Here is a 20,567-nt window from a genome sequence, read left to right on the forward strand (position 1 = left end):
AAAGCCTTGGCGACGTTTTTGTTTGTAAACAGCTCAACCCCCACTCATTTGCGTCACCGATCTTTTCCCCACGTTACCCCGTAGCTATGTTTATTAAATCTGCAAATCAGTGGCTGGATGATAACTGATTCAAGCAGGGTATTTTGCTAAGTCCTCGTTCACTTCACATGTTTATTTACAGGGTAGTAATATGACAAACGATAAAACGCCTACACCCCATCTTTATCTTGCTTTGACGCCAGTTATTTTAACCCTTTTGATATTGGGTATGCAGATCTTCTACTTCGGCGTGTTCGAGCCTCATATCCCACTTGCCATCGGCATAGCATTGACCAGTTTTGTGGGGACTTATCTTGGTCTTACATGGGAAGATGTACGGGCAGGTATTTTTAAAGTTATCCACGTGGCCTTACCTTCGGTGAGTGTTCTTATTGTTGTTGGAATGATCATAGGTATTTGGATAGCTAGTGGTACCGTACCTACCATTATTTACTATGGGTTAAAGACCCTTTCTCCCCAAATCTTTCTGGCTGCCGGTATGGTTATCTGCGCAGTCGTTTCCGTTTCTCTAGGTACAAGTTGGGGGAGCGTAGGCACTGTTGGTTTAGCGTTAATGGGTATTGGCGAGGGCTTCGATATACCCATGTACTGGACCGCGGGGGCAGTGGTTTCTGGGGCCTTCTTTGGTGACAAAGTATCGCCGCTGTCAGACACCACAAACCTTGCTCCGGCAGTAACCGGTACAGATGTGTTTTCACATATAAAAAATATGATGGCAACAACCATTCCTGCCATGCTAATCGCGTTTTTAATTTACCTTGGCGTCGGCTTCTTCGTCATAGATGCCCAAAGCGTTTCGTTTGCTAAAATTGCGGGTATTACCACGGCACTAGAAGATAATTTCACCATTTCTGGCTGGGCACTTTTACCAGCACTGATTGTTATGGGGTTAGCACTTAAGAAGATTCCGCCACTTCCTGCATTATTTGCTGGTGCCGTGGTGGGAGGTGTATTTGCCATGTTCATGCAGGGGCAAAGCCTGCAGGCCGTATTCGATTATGCAAATAACGGCTACTCCATTAATACCAATATCGTTGAAATAGATAGCTTGCTTAATCGCGGTGGTGTTCAGTCTATGATGTGGACCATCTCCTTGGTGCTCATTGCCCTTGGTTTCGGCGGAGCGTTAGAAACAACGGGCTGCTTACGAAGCATCATTAACGCAATCAAAAGCAAAGCAAAAACCTTTGCCGGTACACAAGTTGCGGCAGTTGGCACCGCCTTTTCTACTAACTTAGTGGCAGGTGACCCATATCTATCGGTGGCTTTACCTGGAAGGATGTATTCTCCTGTTTATCGGGGCATGGGCTACTCCACCCTTAATCTGTCACGTGGTATCGAAGAGGGAGGAACGCTAATGTCTCCGCTTATTCCTTGGAATGCCGGAGGCGCGTTTGTGATATCGGCGCTTGGCCTTGGTATTTCAGGCGCTAGCTTAGAAAATTTGCTCTATATCCCTCTTGCTTTTGCCTGTTGGACGGCACCTCTGATAGGAATATTCTACGCCTATGTTGGCTGGTTCTCGCCAAAAGCCACAGACGCCGAACGTGAACAATGGAAGGCGTCCGGCGCTGCAATTGCGAAGTTTAACAAAGACGGCACACCCGTTACCGAGTAACGTTGGCCTAGAGAAAACAGTAGCGTGGAAAGCACCAGTAGTCATAGTTAAAGCGAGACGCTTACGAAAGTGTTAGGGTTAATTAACCCTGGCACTGAGGTTTGTTCGTCTTGTTTAGCTTTCAATTCTTAGGCTTTTGTCAGTCATCATGACTAAAAATACAAACTCTATTTCTACCGAATCTTTTAGCTACGTATAGTGCATCGTCACATTGATTTATTAGTGTCGACGTTTCAATACCTTTTTGATATTCAGCGATGCCAGCGGAAAAGGTTTGTTCACTGATCTCGCTAGAAATACGCAATTGTCGATAGCTATCAAGGATTGAATCTACAACTTTTTTAGCTTCGGAAGCGGAGGTTTTTGGAAGGCATAAAATGAATTCTTCTCCGCCATAGCGTCCAAAAGTATCTGTTTTTCTAATGGAGTTAGATACATGCTCGCAAAACGCTTTAAGTAAATCGTCTCCGCATTCATGGCCGTAGTTGTCGTTGATGGCTTTAAAGTTATCTAAATCGATTAACACCAATGACAAGTCATTTTGATACCCTTTTGCCTCGTTGAGCTCTAACTGTATAACACCGAGTAAACTTCTTCTATTACGAACCCCTGTGAGGGTATCTACAGTCGCTAATGTTTCTTGTTCTCTTTTTAATCTTCGCTGGACAGCATATAGATAGCTAATGAGGACTAGAAGTCCTAATAAAGTCAGCGCACCAGCAGTGAGAATTAAATTCACTCTGTTGCTGTTTGCAAGTTCCAATTGAGATAATTCGTGCTGTTGTTCTAAAAGCTGTAATTTTCGCTCAGCTAACGCACTTTCATAATAGTCGCTAAACAGCTCTTTTCTGTCGTCCGTCTGATAGTAAAGGGTTTGATAAAAGTTCTTACTGTCTCGCAATGCTGATATGGCAGCATCTTTGTTTCCCAACTGCTCGAAAAGAGAAGACTGAATAGATTTGAATTGCGCCCAATGTAAATCAGGTGAGCTGTAATCGTCACTTAAGTTATCAGCAATTATGGCAGACAAAGCGTTAGCTCTTTCAACATCTCCTTGTTCTACTAGCGCTTTAAATCGAGAAATTTGATAGGTGTTAGTATCGTAAGAGGTCGGTAGTGAGGATATAAAACTCTCAGTTTTTTCAATTAATTTATGCGCTTCTTTTACTTTGTCCAGAGCATACAAATACTCAACTTTCAAAACTAGCCCATAGGTGTAGGTATCCCAGTCTTCAATGGATGTAGCGTATTCAATGTACCTTTCAAGCGTATCGAAAGCCTTATCGGATTGATTTAAGTTCTCAAGGCTTCTTCGTTGGCAATCGAGGGCAATTTGGTAATATCTGTGTGGGCTAGCCAACGGCCTAGTAATAAAGAAAGCCTCTGCGCGAGAACACAACTCCAAAGCCCGTTTGCTCTCCCCTAGGTAAGACATATTGAGTCCTATATCAAGCTCCATGTTTTCTATTGCACCGTCTCCAAAGAAACGTTTTTCGGTTAATGAGGGCAATTCGCCCAAGATTTTTGCGCTGGAGTTCAAAGATGCTCTTATTAGTCCCATTCTCGCCAAGAAAATGGATTTAGTCGCAATGGCGTCAAAGTAAAGCTCAGTATCATTACCATTGGCAAACGCGATTATTTCGTCAATTTTGCTATGGGCCAAACGCCACTTTTCTTGAATGGCAAAGTTATAAGCTAACAGAATGTTGTGTCTAAAATATAAAGACGGATGTGAACGCTTTACATCTTGTACGTGGTCTTTCGGCGCAAGTTTGTATTCTTCGAATCCCGTAGGATGATTAACCGTAGATTGCAGCAAAGCAATGTAAACAGATGCAAGGGATGACGATTCAGATAGGGCGTCAGAGTCAGAGACTAATGCCATTAACTCTTTTTCACCGTCGGGTTTGCTGCTTATAATTTGGGAATATGCTTGGAAATATTTATCACCGCTAATCGCAAAAGTAGAACTAATTCCCATCAAAAATAGCACTAGCGCGCTAATACACTTCTTATACTTCACTTGCTTTCTTCTTCTACTACTCATCCTGAGCTTATGAAGTGAGGTTACCAAAAAATGGCAGAAATGTTTGATGATTTTAGCGGGTTGGAATTAAAAAAGGGCCTTGAAAAGGCCCTTATCGTAAGTGCTTACTAGACTTAGAAGCTGTATCTAGCACCTAGCGTGTAGCGAGGGCCATACTGACGGGCAAATAAGAATTGCTCTTCAAAGCGGCCATAACCTCGCTCGGTTTCGTCGTTGATGTTCACACCTTCTAGGAACACTGTTAAGTGCTCATTCACATCGTAGTTGATGCTGGCATCAACCTGACCAAAGGTGTCGAACTGGGTGGCTGGGTTATCAGATGAACCTTGCGCTTGACCAATACCAACAACATAGTCTGAACGCCATGCATAAGTGACTTTTACAGACAGACCTTCCTTCTCGTAAAACACTTGGAAGTTAGCTGAATCACTGATACCTACTAGCGGGTTTTGCTGTTCTAGATTGTACGGGTCGTACTCTACGTCACCGTCAACCAGCGTTGCGTTAGCGCCAAAACCAAAGCCCGTTTCACCAAATGTGTGTTGAACAGCAAGCTCGATACCTTCAACAGTTTTTGATTCATTAAGGTTACGAGGCTTCACCACGTTCCACTCAATAAGTGGGTCATCTGAATTAGGCTCTACTACGCCTTCAGCGTTGGCGTAACCCGCCGACAAGAAGTAATCGTAAATATTGCTGTCAGTAGCTTGGATTCCGTCTGCTTCAAGTGCTGATACCGCTTCTTGCCATCTTGGTCCTTGATAGATGTCATTCAGTCCATCAAAAGTTTCAAGTGCACCTTGCGTATCGATGTAGTTTTTAACCGACTTTCTGAATAGGCCGACTGACGCATAGCTCGCTTCGTCGTAGTACCATTCGAAAGATAAGTCTAAGTTGGTCGACTCGTAAGGCTTAAGATCGGTACTGCCTTCAGACACTGTTCTTGAACCGATTTTAGGGCTTCCGCTAAATGAACGTCCGCCTTGTAAAAAGCCGATAGGTGCGCGAGTAATTGATTTACCCCAAGAGAAGCGGGCAACAATGTCGTCAGTAACATCAACTTTCACGTCGAACATAGGAAGCAGTACATCGTACTTACCTGTGAAGTCTTGCTCTTCAACACCGTCTTGGAAAACAGTGATCCACTCACCAGCTGCAACCCAGTTTACTTGAATAGGTACGCGAACTTCAGCAGTGCTAGGTACTTCCGTTTCTTCGTAGCGAAGACCAGCGTTAATTTGAACGTAGTAATCGCTAACGTCAAAGTCCCACTCGGTCTGTACGTAAATTGAGTCGGTTGTCTCTTCTACGTTGCTTACTGAAGGTGCGCCGCTGAAGTACGGGTCGATAGAGTACGCGTTGCTTTCGCCCACAACGTCGGCAGTGATGAATTGAAGCTGACGCGCAATGGCTTCATCAAAGTCAAAGGTGTAATAATAGCCTGGGTTCATGCTCGCACCACCACCATCAAAAGCGTCTAGGAAGCCTGAGGTGTCGTTGCGAACGAACATGCTGTCTGGGAAAATTTCAGTGAACGATGGGCTAAAGCCAGGTCCGCCGCGTAGTCCGCTCCATGCGGTGAAGCCAGTCAAAGACTGTTCTGTGCGAGCTACACCGAAATCGATTTTGACAAGCGGGATATCCCACGCTGAGTTATACCAAGTACCGTCTAACTGCAGCTGTTCAATGTCAGAGCGTCCTGGTGAATAGATGAACTGACTGAAGTTAGAGTCAATTTCACCCGGCAAAATTTCATTAGTGCCGTTATTCCAGTTAACGAAGACCTGAGGGATTTCACCTTCACGGTAGTCATAAATTTTAGATTCTAACTGGTTTGAACCAAGAATGATTTGCCCAGCGCTACCCAATCCTTCGTCATAACCATTGTCGGTTTTGTTGTAAGAGTCATGGTAATCCAAACGGAAATGCCAATCGTCATTCACCATCCAGTCTAAGTTTACACCCAGTGAGCGAGCATCGACGCGGGTAGTGTTGCGGCTTGCGGTAAACGAGCCGTCATCGCCACTGATGTCTGCATAAACAGCCGTACCATTTTCATCAAGCTCGTAAGCATTGATGTTAGCACCAAAATTGTTCCAAATACCCCAACCTACACTGTTAGTGCCGGTGGTTGCGCGAGACGCTGTGTAGTCTATGGTCGCGGTAAACTCGTCAACAGGACGAAACTGGAAAGTAACCTGCCCATTTGAGCGTTCGCGCTGTACGTCATTAATGCTGTAGTTCATGTCTTTCGGGAAGAAAGCCGCATTTGTAATATTAGTACGGTTATCAACAACGTCGCTTGGATCTAGCTCAGGCAGTGCATCATTCTCTTGAAGTACCCAACCTTGAATATTTGCCGACTGCTGCTGGAAATCACGCTCTTGGTGCGAAAAAGATACTCCGAAGCCGAACATGTCATCGGCGAAAGTATTTGTGTAAACACCCGCAATTTCTGGCGTTACATCGTCACCAGCTTCGTTAGACGTATCGTAAATACCTTTTACCGAAATAGTCGCGTTTTGCCCTGATTGGGCAAGTGGCTTCATAGTAATGATATTTACCGTAGCACCTAAGCCGCCGCTCGGGTTTTCTGCACGAGCCGTTTTTTGAAGCTCTAGCGTGCTTACGCCTTCAGATGAAAGGTTGGCAAGGTCGAAAGAACGGGTAAAACCGGTACCCGGCATTTGGCGGCCATTTAGGGTTACCAGATTGAATTCTGGGCCGAAACCACGAACAGTAATTTGGCTACCTTCACCGTTATTTCGGCTGATGGTGACACCGGTAATGCGTTGCAGTGCTTCCGCTAGGTTTGTATCAGGAAATTTACCTAGCTCTTCAGCTGATATGGCGTCTACTACACCACTTGAGCTGCGCTTTAAATCCATTGAACGGATCATGCTGCCGCGAATACCACTAACTTGAATAACTTCTACTTCACCTTCTGCAGGTGTTGCAGCTTCTGCTTCCGCTTCTTGAGCATATGCGGGTAGTACAAGAGAAGAGCCCATCAACAAAGCCATTGATGTGGCAAGTTGGGTCTTTTTAAAAGATGTGTTTTTCATAATTGCCCTACTAATTCTTATCAATTTCGTATGTTGCCCAAGCTCCGCTTAGGCAACACATGCTTTGCTATTGCGCTGCAATTTCAACATTATCGACGCGGTATACTGCGCCTTCACCAGAGCCCCATGCAGGGAACATCATGATGACGTTGATTGCACTGATATCCAGACCTAAGTCGTACAGCGTTTGAAGAGGGAAGGTATAGGTTTGCCATTCGCCTTCAACAGGGTCTACACCCTCAAGGCTAGCCGAAATAGGGAGCTCTACTGCTGATGACACGTCGATAGATTCAATTTTGAATAACCAAGGCGCAGAAGCATTGTTAGGCATAGAGCTTACTTTCATTTCAAATCGCACAGCGCCATTGGCTAGTAGTGCTGACGCATCGTAAGAGTGACCGTCATCGGCAATAATGCCCATTACCGTTGGCGTTGCGCCAATTCGAAACTCAGCTACTGTTCCGTGGTCTGCATCATCAACTTCCTCGGTAGGCGTTGAGCCACCGCAGCAATCCCAAATACGCCATTGGTCTGCCGCAGTGTCTGCAAACAAGGTAATGCCAGACGCTGAAGGCGCTTCTTGACCACTGTCAGGGTGGTATATTTTTACGTTGTCTAGGCGATACACGGCGCCTTCACCAGTACTCCAAGCAGGGAACACCATGATGACGTCTATCGCGCTAACGTCTAAGCCGCGTGCTTGTAGGTCAGAAATAGGGAACGTATATGTCTGCCACTCACCTTCAACAGGAGCTTGACCTTCAACGCTATCCGCCAATGGTAGTTCTACCGCAGTTGATGCATCGTTAGACTCAACTTTAAATAGCCATGTAGAGTCTGGATTGTTAGGAGCGCTCACTACTCTCATGTCGAATTGTAGAAGACCACCATCTGTAAGTGCAGTTGCATCAAATGGAGTATCACCACCACCAGCGGCAGAACGAGTAATAAAGCCCATTACTGTAGGTTCTGCGCCGATGCGGAATTCCGCAGTTAAGCCGTGCTCTTCGTCATCCATTTCTTCAGTTGGGGTAGAGCCACCACAGCAGTCCCACATAGGCCAATCAGGGTTTTGGCCATCTTCGAAGATAGTGAGTTCAGGGTATGCAACCGCACCGTCTTGCGAAATTTCTACATTAGTAATTTGATAAACGGCACCTTCACCTGCGCCCCAGTCAGGGAAAATCATAATGGTATCAATGGCGCTGGTATCTAGTTCTGCTTCAGCAAACATACTGATAGGAAATTGATAGCTTTCCCATACGCCCACTTGCGGTGTAGCAGGTGCAGTATCTGAAGGTCCAACGTAGCCGCTCATCAGTGAAAATGAGGCGTCTGTCGTTGCTTCAGTACTTTCAACTTTCAGGTTCCAGTTTGCTTCAGCGTTATTAGGTGCAGAAACAAGTTTTAAATCAAATTTTAAGCTACCAATGCCTTCAAGGGGAGAGGCATCAAATGGAGAGGCTTCACCTTCTGGGTCAGTAAGAAACGCATCGCGACTGATAAAGCCGACTACCGTAGGTTCTGCGCCAAAGGTAAATTCATAAACTTGACCTAGCTCAGTATCTTCAACAAGTTGAGGTGTAGAGCCACCACAGCAATCCCACGCTGCCCAGTTAGGGTTAGGTGTACCACCAAAAATAGTTAAGTCTTGTGGAATGCCGGTAGAAGGTGGAGAAGGGATGGGGGCAGCGCCCTCAACCAAAGCATCATCTACACTGTCGTAACCAGGGCGCACAGTCTCACAACCTTTACCAGTGTCAGGATTTGAAGCGCACTCATAAACGCGCACGTAGTCAATTTCAAACGTTTGGCCGTCTACGAATGCATCTGCATCTATGCCCGTTTCGTTAACTGCTTCAGGCCAGCTTCCGCCCACAGCGAAGTTAAGGATCATGAAAAACTCTTGATCGTAAGGGGCGTTATTCCATTGGGTTTCAAGTTCACCGGTAATTTGGTCAAAGTACTCAGTGTACCAACCGCGGTGGGAAAGACCTGTTGCATCACCATTTGCGTTATAGCGCACCTCAGAGCGACGCTGGGTGGCATACAAATAGCCGTCCATGTACCAGCGAATTTCACCTTCCTGCCACTCTATAGCGTAGGTATGGAAGTCATCAGCTGGGTTCGTGCCATCAGGAAGAGAATACGCTTGACCAGAGCTATCATTGTTCGGCCATTCTTGACCATAGTGAAGGGTACCGTAAATATGGTTTTCAGGGTTACCGTCTGCGTCTGCTGCTTTCAGGTTTACCGCTTCCATAATGTCGATTTCACCAGAGCGCGGCCAGCCGCCATATACTGAATCAGTAGGCATCATCCAGAATGCAGGCCAGCTACCTTGACCTTCTGGTAGCTTAGCGCGCAATTCAAAACGGCCGTATTTGAAATCGGCTTTGTATTGAGTAATTAATCGGGCTGACGTATACGGTTTTGGGGCACCTTCTTCGGCAGGAAGCGCGACAATTTTCAGGCTACCATCAGACACAAATGAATTGTCTTCGCTGTCTGTGTAACACTGGGCTTCATTGTTACCGCCACCGTCACAGTTTACTTCATGGGTCCAGTTATCATCGTTAATACTGGTTCCATCGAACTCGTCGCTCCAAACAAGCTCCCAGTCGGTAACGGGAACCGTTGCGTCAACAACGTCGATATCTGTAGAGGTTGTTGCTCCACCTCCACAGCCAAATAGGGTTGTGACTGAGATCGCGGCAGCTATCCGCGAGAGTTGAGATGCTTTTTTCGTCATTGTTTTCAGCCCTGATCAAAAGAAATTGGGTTTTTATGTTGTGGCAAATGCCACGTAAAAAGCTTGTGTAAGCGCTTACAAAATGGGTCAAATAAAAATGGCTGTTTGAAAGCGCTTACATTACATTAAGCCACTGACACGTAAAGATCAATACTGTTCTCAAAAAATTAACATTTAGTAGAATAGGCATATATCGTCAATAAACATAAAAATAATATTTATATCAGTGACTTATATTATTTTTTGTATTTCTTTGAAAAAGTTTAATTTGGCGTTTCACTCGTCATTTACAAATAAAGAGGCGCTGTTGTTAATAAGGTGTTTTGAGCATTTCGCTCGCAACAAATAGTGCTTCACGATAAGCTTTCTCTATAGCTCAAAAAGAGTATAGCCCATGCATAATCATCATCATGTCGACACTACTTCTTCTAAGGAAGACTCCACTCGTATCGGATGGGCATTTTGGCTGAACTTTACCTTTACCATTATTGAGTTTATCGGCGGTTGGCTCACTAACAGTGTGGCTATAATGGCAGACGCTGTTCATGACCTAGGCGATTCCCTCTCAATTGGATTAGCCTGGTACTTGAGTAAACTAGGTCACAAAGCCTCCACCGAAAAGTATACCTATGGCTTTAAAAGGCTAAGTTTAATGGGAGCCATGATTAACGGTCTCATTTTAATACTTGGTTCAATTTGGGTAATGTCCGAGGCAATTCCTCGTCTATACAGCCCAGAGATGCCTGTAACGGAAGGCATGATAGGGCTCGCGATACTGGGTATTCTGGTAAATGGTTTCGCGGCCTATAAGCTTCATGGTGGCCATTCAATGAATGAGAAAGTGCTTAACTGGCATTTAATTGAAGATGCGCTGGGTTGGGTGGCAGTGTTAGTTGTTGCCATTGTTCTTCATTTTGTAGATTGGCCAATTCTCGACCCAATACTATCGATTGGTTTTACCCTCTTTATTTTAATAAACGTAGTGAGATACCTTGTGCAGACTATGTCTTTATTCTTACAAGGTGTGCCTGATGAATCTACGCGAAAGGCTATTAGCCAAGCCTTGCTGTCTATGGAGCATGTTGAAGAAGTTCACCATTTGCACTTTTGGTCTTTAGATGGTGAACAACATGTACTCACCGCTCATGTCGTCATTAATTGTGCTATCGACAATGATAAATTACGCCAATTAAAAACACTGGTGCATGAACGTCTTGCGCCATTTGCACTTGCACATACAACCGTAGAGTTTGAATTACCAGGGGAGCCATGCCGCGATGAGAATGATCATTTGCATGCCCATTCTCATCAGCATGAACACGACGAGATAAATTAGTACACAATAAATGCAGGTATAGGGAGCCGTTAGTTAATTATGTTCTTTACTGGCTAAGTGTTTAAGTTATCGCAACCAAAAAAGAGGGGCGTATATACGCCCCTTTAAACACACACGCTTTGAAGGTTTAGAATTGTGCTTTGAAGGCTACGCCGTAATAACGGTCAGCGTCGCGAGGGATTTGATAACGGAAGTTATCGCCGCTATACGTCGTTGCATAGCTTTCATCAAGTAAGTTTTTAGCAATCAAAGATACGCGGAATGCATCGTCTTTGAATGAGAAACTCACGCTTGCGTTAAGCATGCTGTAGTCAGGTAACAATGAGTGTGGATTAAATTCACCTGTGTTGCCCGGTAAGTCAGAGTACTGTTCGTCGGTGTAAATATACGACGCGTTGTAGTAAACATCGAAGCCGTGCTCGGTTTCCATGAAGTATTCAGCGGTTAGCGAGTATTTCATGTCTGGTGAAAAAGGAACATCAAGGCCTGAACGGTCAGTACATGTCGCTTCTTCAGGACAGTTAAACTCGTCGATTTCTGCCTTCGTGTATGCAGCGCCACCTATAAGAGTTAGGTTGTCGGTTGCATTCCACATCATATCAAGCTCGATACCTTGCGTGGTAACATCCCCGGCATTAGTAAGACGGGTAATACATGCACCGTCTGAACAGTCGAAGTTATTCGCTTGAAAGCCTTCAATGTCGGTGCTAAACAAGGCAACGTTTAACAATAGGTCGCGACTTGCGTACTTGTAGCCTATCTCGAAAGCGTCAGATTCTTCAGCGCCGATAGGTCGACCATCGTTGACTGGATTAAAGTTATAGTAAACGTTGAAACCAGGGCCTTTGTAGCCTTGTGAGTAAGTTGCATAAACCATCTGATTTTGGTCAAGATCGTATTGAAGACCTACACGACCAGACAGATTGGTTTCATCTACCACACCTTCGGCATCCGTATTTTCGGTAGCTGGGCGTACACCAACACCACGACGACCATATTCATCGTTGCTAATACGGCGATGCTTGTACGACACTTCATCATCGGTATAGCGAAGGCCGAAGATAAGGCGCATATCATCGCTTAAGTCGTAAGTACCATCGCCATAGACCGCCCAGTTATTAAATTCGGTGCTCATAAATGCAGTGGCAGAGACGATATCGTTTGCATTACATGATACGCCAAGCGAATCAGCATAAGCGTCTAGGTCTGATAGCGCGTTGGTTAGGTCGTCCCCTGATAAATTGTTTTCTGCATAAAAAGAGAGTGCCTGATCAAGCTGACCATTATTGTTTTGGCAGCTTGCATCACGTGTAAAGTTACGCTCAGAATCCATGTTCCAATAGAACATACCCGCTAGGAAGTTAAATGGGCCTGCTAGGTTTGAAGCAACACGGAATTCTTGAGAAAATTGACTCCATTCCTGCTCACCCACATCGTGCAGTTGGAAAGGTACGCCGAAAACTGGCTGGTCGCTGTCGCCAGCAATTGAGGTAAAGTCACCTTCGCGGAATTCAGTGTTTTCCCACGAACGCTGCGCAGTAATTGAGGTGAAAGTATAATCACCAACAGTTTTATCAACTTGCACAGAGAAAGCTGAGTGGTCGTCGATGGTGCGAGACTCAAAATCGTGGTCGATTTGACGCTGTTCTAAATCAATGCCGTCAGCAATAGTTGCACTGCTAGGTGCTGCTTCTGAGTCTGGATTACGACCGCTTGATACGCCTTCTAAATCGGCACAACAGTCGTCATCAGCACTGTAAAACTCGCTAATAAATTTAACTTTTAAATCGTTAGTTGGCTCGTAAAGCACTACGGCGCGCGCACCTTCACGGTCATAGCCATTTACCGTTTCGTTGTTGTAAACGTTGTCTATATAACCGTCGAATTTACCTTGAAACACGGTCAAGCTAGCTGAAAGGTCGTCTGTTATACCACCGCTCACCGTGCCTTTTAAACGATATTCGTTGTCTTGATAAAATTCAGTAGAAAGGCTCCCGGTTAAGTCCTGTGACGGATCTTTTGTTGTGATGTTTACCACGCCGGCTGACGCGTTTTTACCAAAAAGTGTACCTTGTGGGCCGCGCAGAACTTCTATACGGTCAACGTCATATAGATCGGCAAAAGCCTGTCCGGAGCGGCCTAGTACCACACCATCTACCACAGTCGCCACACTTGGCTCTGCTGCGATACTAAATGAAATTGTGCCAATACCCCGAACCGTTAATGCAGAGTTACGGGTTGTGGTACCTTTGCGAAAACTTACCGATGGGACGAGAGCCTGAAGATTCTCAACATTATTTGCGAAAGCCGACTCTATCTGGTCACCGCGTAATACTGATACTGCTACAGGAACATCGCTAATACTTTGTACACGTTTCTGTGAGGTTACGACAATCTGCTCGAATGACTTATCGTCTTTTGCAGCTTCGGTTTGTTCAGTCTCTGCATCTTGCGCGTAGGCATTTGCGTTAAGCAGCAATCCAGATGTCATAGCAAGGGTTACCGCCTTACTAATGATCGATCTTTTTGTATTCATGTTGTTCTCCAGGGTATTTCGCTTATCTCGCTCTAACTAACAATGGCCAACATTTTTCGGATATATCAACCGTTGTACGTAGACGGTGTTTGGTTTTTTATTTTTTTTAGCTACACAAGGGGCATCATTTAAAACGCCGCACTATGTGATTTGTCATTACCAGTCTTTATAAAAGATATCTTTCATCTGATGTCTTATATAAGAGTAATTAAGTTAAACAATTGTTAAGTTCTTTGCAAATGTTATGTTAATTTTTTTGTGTTTTTTCTATACAGGAGCGAAGCGTTCGTTTTAAGCCGGCTGAGAAGCAAGGCGCTTTAGGCCTTGCTCGTATTTTACTCGCCACCATTTAAGGCTTATGCCAATGGCAGCGAAACAACTTGCCCACAAGCCAACTAAAGCCGGTATAAAGATGTTACTGATTCCGCCTACAAAGCCCACTGGGGAGAACATCAAATACAAGGTAGCAATAAGACCAACCAGCACAATGGCGCAGGGGATAGCGTAGCGCCATGGGGTCATATTAACTTCGGCCTTCGGCGTAAAGTGCCATGGTGTAGCCATTGGATAGAGCTTACCTATGGTTAACATAATGGTCAGTTCTATAGCGAATAGAATGGCATAAATATGAATGAAATTGATATCCACTTCCCAAACGAACTTTAGCAGCCCGTAAGCGATCACGTGGAAAATAATAGCTACTTTAGCGGCTAAGGCTGGCACTCTCTTAGTAAACAAGCCCACAAGCACAATGGTGATGACAGGGATGTTGTAGAACCCAGTGAATATGCGAATAATTTGCCATAAGCCTTCTGGTGCAAACATAAGCAGTGGCGCAGTGATAAAAGACAAAACAGCGATAACAATACTGGTGATCTTTGCAACGCGGATTAGCTTTTCGTCACTCACTTTATCTTTTTTGAAGGGCTTATAAACGTCTAAGCAAAATAGTGTGGCAGCACTGTTAAGCAGTGAATTGAAAGAGCTAAACACCGCACCAAGTAATACAGCTAAGAAAAAACCTGACAAATACTGTGGCAGTACGTCTTTAACCAAATGAGGGTAGGCGAGGTCGATAGTTTGAAGGTTTTCATCTTGGTATAAATGATAAGCAATAACGCCAGGTAGCATCATCATAAAGGGCACAAGCACTTTAAAGTAGCCTGAGAACAGCACGCCTTTTTGACCTTCAACCAAGTTTTTGGCCCCAAGGGTTCTTTGAATAACGTATTGGTTTGTACCCCAATAGAACAGGTTAGCTAATATCATACCAGTAAAAATTGTACCGAAGGGGACAGGATCGTCAGCGCCGCCGATGGCATTGAGCTTTTCTGTTTCCGTTGTCGCAATAGTCGAAAGGCCGTCACTAAAGCTTCCGTCGCCTAAAGCAATTAAACCAAGTATAGGGACTAACAACCCAACAATTAAAAGGCCTACGCCGTTAATGGTATCTGATACGGCTACTGCCTTTAAGCCACCAAAAATGGCATAGAGAGCGCCAATCGTACCGACTATGACGATGGTAAGTACCAGACCCACCTCATAGCTTACGTTAAAAAGACCCGGTACATCGAACAGTCGCAAAACTGCAATGGAGCCTGAATAAAGTACCGATGGAATAGTTACTAACGAGTAACCCACCATAAATAGTACTACCGTCATTCTACGCACGCTGTCGTCGAAGCGGTCTCGCAAAAACTCAGGTAGGGTTGAGAACGCACCCGCTAAATAACGTGGCAAGAAAATAAGCGCCATAATTATGGTAGAGATACCTGCGGTTACTTCCCACGCCATCGCGCTAAGGTTATAGCCGAAGGCAGAGCCGTTTAAGCCAATAAGCTGCTCAGCGGAGAGGTTGGTAAGGATCATGGACCCGGCTATAAAGGTGCCGGTCAGCCCTCTTCCTGCGAGGAAGTAACCATCTTGTGTGTTAACTTCCCCTTTGGTTTTCATGTAAGAGATAGCGGCAACGATCGCCATAAATGCCATACATGACAATAGGGTAAGGGTAATATCCATGAACAACTCCTAAGCGCTATGCTGGCCAGTGCGAGATATTCGACATATCCATATCGGTATGCTGAACGTCTGGTCCCATTACTATGCGACTGCCTTTTTGGATGAACACCGCCACTTCATTTAGCGCAAGTATTTCTTCCCTGTATTGCTCACCCTGCACGACTTCATCGGTACCAAAGCGCACCCACTCACCCTTAGGTAAATAGTATTTAATTTTGCCGCCAGGCACGACACAAGGCACAACCAGCAATTCATCACCACACATAAACTGTTGTTCAAAAGCGTGAGAAAGCGGCTGGTCAGGAAAGGCTAACGCCATAGCTCGCTGAACCGGCAGGCCTGTAAGAGATGCTTTTTCTGCGGTTTCTTTTAGATAAGGTATAAGCTTGTAGCGCAGCTTTAATGCGTCAAACACGGCATCTGATGCTTCATCACCATATGACCAGGGTTCACGAGGGCCAATACCATGCAATCGCATGTGGGCGCTAAATACTGATGCTTGCGCCCATCGTACATAGAGCTCTGCATCTCGGGTATCTTTGTAGAAACCACCGATATCTGTGGCGAAAAAAGGTCCGCCTGACATACCCCAAGACAAACTGCCACGAATACTTGCCGCGAGGCCGTGCCAATCGGCTTGCGGGTCGCCGCCCCACTGTGATGGATAGCGCTGGCTTCCCGTCCAAGCAGAACGGCTAAATAAGAATGGGCCAGTTTTGCAGTAAGCCGCAGCTGCCTCATAAACGCAGCGGTTATAAAGCATACTGTAAACATTGTGCAGGCGATTGCCGGAATCACCACTGTAAGACAGCATATTATCGTCTTCTAGCTGCTCACCAAAGTCGGCCTTGATCATGTCTACACCAAGGTCAAATAAAGGTTTGTGCGAGGTTTTCCAAAACTCATAAGCTTCTGGATTGGTAAAGTCTAAGATACCTGAGTCTGGCAGTGGCGTAAGCACTTCCCCAAATGGGCTCAAATCCCATTCATAGCGGTACGCTTCGCCAGTGCGCTTATCCTTTATCAGCCAACCTTTTTCTGCAGCTTTTTTATAAAGAGGGTTTTTCACTGAGATCATGGGGTATTCCCATACACAGATCTTAAAACCTAACGCTTTGAGCTCATCAATAACCGGCTGTGGATCTTCGTAGCGCTTCGGGTCCCACTCAAAAGCAAAGCGAGTATCCGTGTCTTGCCATGCACGACCGTCAAGAGTAATTACATCACAGGGCATATTCTTTTCGCGTACTTCACGGGCAACCGCGAGCAGCTCATCCGCATCTTTGTAATACGCTTTAGAAAGAATCACGCCTAAACTCCACGTAGGTGGCGTAGGGGCAAAACCGGTTAATTCACTGTAGGTTTTAATGCTTTGGGCCGGTGAGTCTTGGTGGAACAAAAATACGTCGAGTAGACTATCTTCTACTAAACATACATACGCTCGCTGTGACCAAAGTGCATATCCTACGCCATGGGTGACAGGTGCAGGTGTATGTACAAAAAGGTTCCAGCCTTCAGGGCTCCACGCATACGGGGTATTTTTGTACGACTTCTCCGCGTTTACGCCGAGGGCGTCGTGATTGTATGAACGAATTAGTTGACCGCGTTTATCAAGCTTGCCCCATTTCTCGCCAAGACCGTAAACCGCCTCATCATAACCAAGCTCTAGGCTCACTAACCATCCGCTGTCTGTTTTAGCAAAGGGCGGTAAACGATGCTGGCGCACGAAGTGGCCGTCGGTAGCGCTTTGTTGAACCAGCACATCATCTTTATACAGCTTAAAATGTAGAGGAGAAGCAAAAATTTCTAAACGATAATTGCCAGCGACAAGTGTGCTGTGCGACTTGTCACCTGAATACACTAACGTTTGCTTATCGGGCGACTGTGTAAGCATAGCAAAGTCGTCAGTGGCGTTAACGTCACTTTGAATGCGTAAGCCAAACTGGCTGATACTTAAGCTCAACTCACCGTATTGCGTAGGGACGATAAGTGTTTTATCGTCAGACAAAAAGGGCTGCTCAGTGATGTCGGCAGCTTCAATATCGTTCCAATCTGGTTCAGTTACACAAAAAGCGTTACTCATTTCTACATTACCCTTGATGTCTTATATAAGACATAAGTTAATGAAATGTAACTTGGGTGTCAATCTGCAATTAGCAAATTATAAAGATTTAGATCGGGATGTGGTCATCTCTGATTTGCTATTGTAGTGATATAAGCTTTTTCTCCGTTATCGAAATACGAGCGAAGAAGGCTTAAAAGCTTATGCTTTTCACAATTAGCGTAACGCCACTTAACGCAAGCATGGTTAACGCTAATAACCTCACTGAAGATGCTGAAACTCGTGCTGCCATTACGCGGCCGATTTTTGTAAATATAATAATTACTGGTACTGCGAGTAGTGCAGAAATCATAACGTCTATTGAAGGGAGTGTACCAAAAGGTACTATAGCAAGACGTATTAATGCGGTTACGCTAAATACGGCCAATAAAGTAAAGCGTATTTCATTGATTGGCCAAGCTTGTCTGTAACACTGAAATACCACAGGCGGACCGAACGTAGAGAAAAGCCCGCCTAACATTCCGCCAAGACCGCCCGCAACAGTAAATCCAAAGGCACTACCAGACGGCTGCCCACGTTTTCTTTTAACCAGTAAAAGCCCGCAGCAGCTTAAAATAGCGAAGCCCAGCAATAGGTTTAACCATGTTGCCATGCCTATTGATAAGTATTCTAGCAGCGCGTAGCCAACTGCCATAAAAGGGATTCCGCTAATAAGTAAGATTTTAAATGCACGCGTGTTAATCTGGTCACGGTTTCTGGCAACCAGGCTTACCGAGTTAAAAAGGCTTAAAAAGCTTACCATGAATGTAGTTGCGGTAAGCGGCATAATACCAAACAAGGTGAAGCTAGACACCACCATTAACCCAAAGCCAAACCCGCTTAATGTTTGCAAGAGCGTCGCAAGACCTAAAAGGGCGAACATGGGGAGCAGTGTTTCCAAGAGCATGTATGTTATTCCTACGATGTATGTGATTTAAGTCAAAAATGCGCTATAACTCTTGTGTATGATATAAAAACAATAATTAAGCGTTTAGGTTAGGGTTCATGTCTTCATCTCAATTCGATCACAAACTCAGCGGTCCAAGTCTCGCTTTTCAGCCTCTGTATCAACAGGTAGCTGAATACATTAAGCAACTTATTGTGGAGCGTCGATGGCAACCCGGTGAGATGCTGCCTAGTGAGTTTAAACTTGCAGACGAGTTCAAAGTGAGTCAGGGAACCGTTCGCAAAGCGTTAACACTGCTTACCGACACTAAAATAGTAACCCGTAGGCAAGGGGTGGGCACATTCGTTTCTGAACATACCGCTCAAGATGCATTATTTCGCTTTTTCCCGTTACAAGCTGACGGAAAAGGCGCCGATTTACCTAAAGCAGAACTCATCAGTAAAGAACTGGTTGAGCCGAATGAAACGGTCCAAGCAGCCCTTGCTTTAACGGCAAAAGACAAAACGATAAAGCTTAAACGCAGACGCATACTCGAAAACGAATTTTGTATGCTAGAAACGATATTTTTGCCCTTCAAAATGTTTCCCGACATTCACCAACGCGAAGATATTCCACATACTTTGTATCACTTTTATCAAACGGATTATAACCAAACCGTGTTTAAAACCCGTGACAGCATTAAAGCCGTTCTAGCGTCAAAAAGTGATGCGAAAAGCTTAGGTATTGAAAAGGGAGCGCCCTTACTTTTGGTCACTCGTGTCACAGAATCTATTGATGGCAAATTAATAGAGTATCGCGAGAGTAAATGCAGAACCGACCACTATCATTATCAAGTTGAACTTGACTAACTTGCTTCATTTCTAGTCGGCTCTAGGCCATTTCTATCGTCCACACTGCTGACCGCTTCCTAAAAAGCGGACGTAAATAAACGTCCGCTCAACATACCCGCCCCCCGAAACCGGGGTACAAGCGTTATCCAATCCCAACATTAAAAGCAAAACTCGATCTTTTAATTTAGTTTGTTAACACTTTGTTGACATAAGAGTGCCTGTGTAATAACTTATGTCTTATACAAGACTAAAGTTTGAAGCTGAAGTCATACAAGAGCATACTGTTAAAGTAAAACTAATTAGCTTAATGCAACAAATTCTAAGGTGAATGAAGCAATGAATAAGATACCTGAGGTAGGTTTTGGCTTTTGGAAAGTAGATACTGCCATTTGTGCTGAAACAACATACCAAGCAATCAAAGCTGGCTATCGCCATTTAGACTGCGCAGCTGACTATGGCAACGAGAAAGAAGTGGGCGAAGGCATAAAGCGTGCTATTGATGAAGGTCTGTGTACCAGAGAAGAGTTGTGGGTAACCTCGAAACTTTGGAATACGTTTCACGCCCCAGAACACGTAGAGCTAGCGCTTGAAAAAACGCTATCTGATTTACAGCTAGACTACCTAGACTTGTATCTTATCCACTTCCCTATCGCGCAAAAGTTCGTGCCAATCGAAACACGGTATCCGCCAGAGTGGTTTTACGATCCTGATGCAGCTGAACCAAAGATGGAGCTTGCTCCTGTGCCGCTTTACAAAACATGGGAAGCCATGGAAGCGCTAGCAGATAGTGGTAGAGCAAAACAAATTGGTGTGTGTAACTACAACACGGGCCTGCTTAACGACCTAATGAGCTATGCGCGCATTAAGCCAGCTATGCTACAGATTGAATCTCATCCGTACCTTACCCAAGAACGTTTAATTCGTTTAGCAAAAGACTATGGCTTATATGTTACCGCGTTCTCCCCTTTAGGTGCGCTTTCTTACCTAGAGCTTGAAATGGCTGACCAGACTGAATCAGTACTTCAGCAGGACGTAGTGAAAGCTGCTGCAAAAGCCCACGGTAAAACGCCAGCGCAAATTGTATTGCGTTGGGGCATTCAGCGCGGCAACGCGATTATTCCGAAAACGTCAAAAGTAGAACGCATGAAAGAGAACTTGGCGCTTTTCGATTTCTCATTAAGTGAAAGTGAAATGCAGGCTATTTCTGCATTAAACATGAATCGTCGATTTAACGATCCGGGTCACTTCTGCGAAGCAGCCTTTAATCGTTTCCACCCCATTTACGACTAGGAGTAA

The 20,567-nt window shown here is 44.9% G+C and carries 11 protein-coding genes; 4 read left to right on the top strand and 7 right to left on the bottom strand.

Going from position 1 to position 20,567, the window contains the following annotated elements; all coding sequences use genetic code 11:
* Positions 1-190 precede the first annotated feature (190 nt).
* Positions 191-1,678: a Na+/H+ antiporter NhaC gene (gene nhaC, locus ACYX4N_RS02930; RefSeq protein ID WP_476055563.1), complete on the top strand. Its 1,488-nt coding sequence runs from the start codon at positions 191-193 to the stop codon at positions 1,676-1,678.
* Positions 1,679-1,817: 139 nt separating this feature from the next.
* On the opposite strand, the gene ACYX4N_RS02935 is transcribed toward nhaC, so the two are convergent.
* The 3 genes from ACYX4N_RS02935 to ACYX4N_RS02945 all read right to left on the bottom strand — a co-directional run bounded on the left by ACYX4N_RS02935 (position 1,818) and on the right by ACYX4N_RS02945 (position 9,542).
* The gene (locus ACYX4N_RS02935; protein ID WP_476055564.1) at positions 1,818-3,701 is read right to left on the bottom strand and encodes a GGDEF domain-containing protein; all 1,884 of its coding nucleotides are present in this window, start codon (positions 3,699-3,701) and stop codon (positions 1,818-1,820) included.
* 137 nt (positions 3,702-3,838) lie between these two features.
* Entirely contained in the window at positions 3,839-6,790 is a 2,952-nt protein-coding gene (locus ACYX4N_RS02940) for a TonB-dependent receptor (protein WP_476055565.1), read from the bottom strand.
* Between the two features lie 67 nt (positions 6,791-6,857).
* Complete coding sequence (locus ACYX4N_RS02945) at positions 6,858-9,542, bottom strand: family 16 glycosylhydrolase (protein ID WP_476055566.1); 2,685 nt, start codon at positions 9,540-9,542, stop codon at positions 6,858-6,860.
* Positions 9,543-9,936: 394 nt separating this feature from the next.
* Here ACYX4N_RS02945 and ACYX4N_RS02950 point away from each other — a divergent pair, with 394 nt between their 5' ends.
* Positions 9,937-10,878: a cation diffusion facilitator family transporter gene (locus tag ACYX4N_RS02950; RefSeq protein ID WP_476055567.1), complete on the top strand. Its 942-nt coding sequence runs from the start codon at positions 9,937-9,939 to the stop codon at positions 10,876-10,878.
* Between the two features lie 127 nt (positions 10,879-11,005).
* Here ACYX4N_RS02950 and ACYX4N_RS02955 read toward each other — a convergent pair whose 3' ends face one another.
* From ACYX4N_RS02955 to ACYX4N_RS02970, 4 genes are all read right to left on the bottom strand, one after another.
* Positions 11,006-13,414 (bottom strand): TonB-dependent receptor, encoded by a 2,409-nt coding sequence (locus ACYX4N_RS02955; protein ID WP_476055568.1) that lies wholly within the window; start codon positions 13,412-13,414, stop codon positions 11,006-11,008.
* Positions 13,415-13,705: 291 nt separating this feature from the next.
* A complete protein-coding gene (locus tag ACYX4N_RS02960; protein WP_474856581.1) occupies positions 13,706-15,433 on the bottom strand; it encodes a solute:sodium symporter family transporter in 1,728 nt (575 codons plus the stop codon).
* Positions 15,434-15,449: 16 nt separating this feature from the next.
* Entirely contained in the window at positions 15,450-17,516 is a 2,067-nt protein-coding gene (locus ACYX4N_RS02965) for a glycoside hydrolase family 31 protein (RefSeq protein ID WP_474856580.1), read from the bottom strand.
* Positions 17,517-17,688: 172 nt separating this feature from the next.
* On the bottom strand, positions 17,689-18,441 hold the full coding sequence (locus ACYX4N_RS02970) for a TSUP family transporter (RefSeq protein ID WP_474856579.1): 753 nt from the start codon (positions 18,439-18,441) through the stop codon (positions 17,689-17,691).
* Between the two features lie 98 nt (positions 18,442-18,539).
* Here ACYX4N_RS02970 and ACYX4N_RS02975 point away from each other — a divergent pair, with 98 nt between their 5' ends.
* Positions 18,540-19,289, top strand: a complete 750-nt coding sequence (locus ACYX4N_RS02975) for a GntR family transcriptional regulator (protein ID WP_474856578.1) — start codon at positions 18,540-18,542, stop codon at positions 19,287-19,289.
* Between the two features lie 318 nt (positions 19,290-19,607).
* Positions 19,608-20,561, top strand: coding sequence for an aldo/keto reductase (locus ACYX4N_RS02980; RefSeq protein ID WP_474856577.1), 954 nt, complete (start codon positions 19,608-19,610; stop codon positions 20,559-20,561).
* The last annotated feature ends 6 nt before the right edge of the window (positions 20,562-20,567 follow it).

It is taken from the genome of Alteromonas sp. ABH4_452 (genome assembly GCF_056311825.1).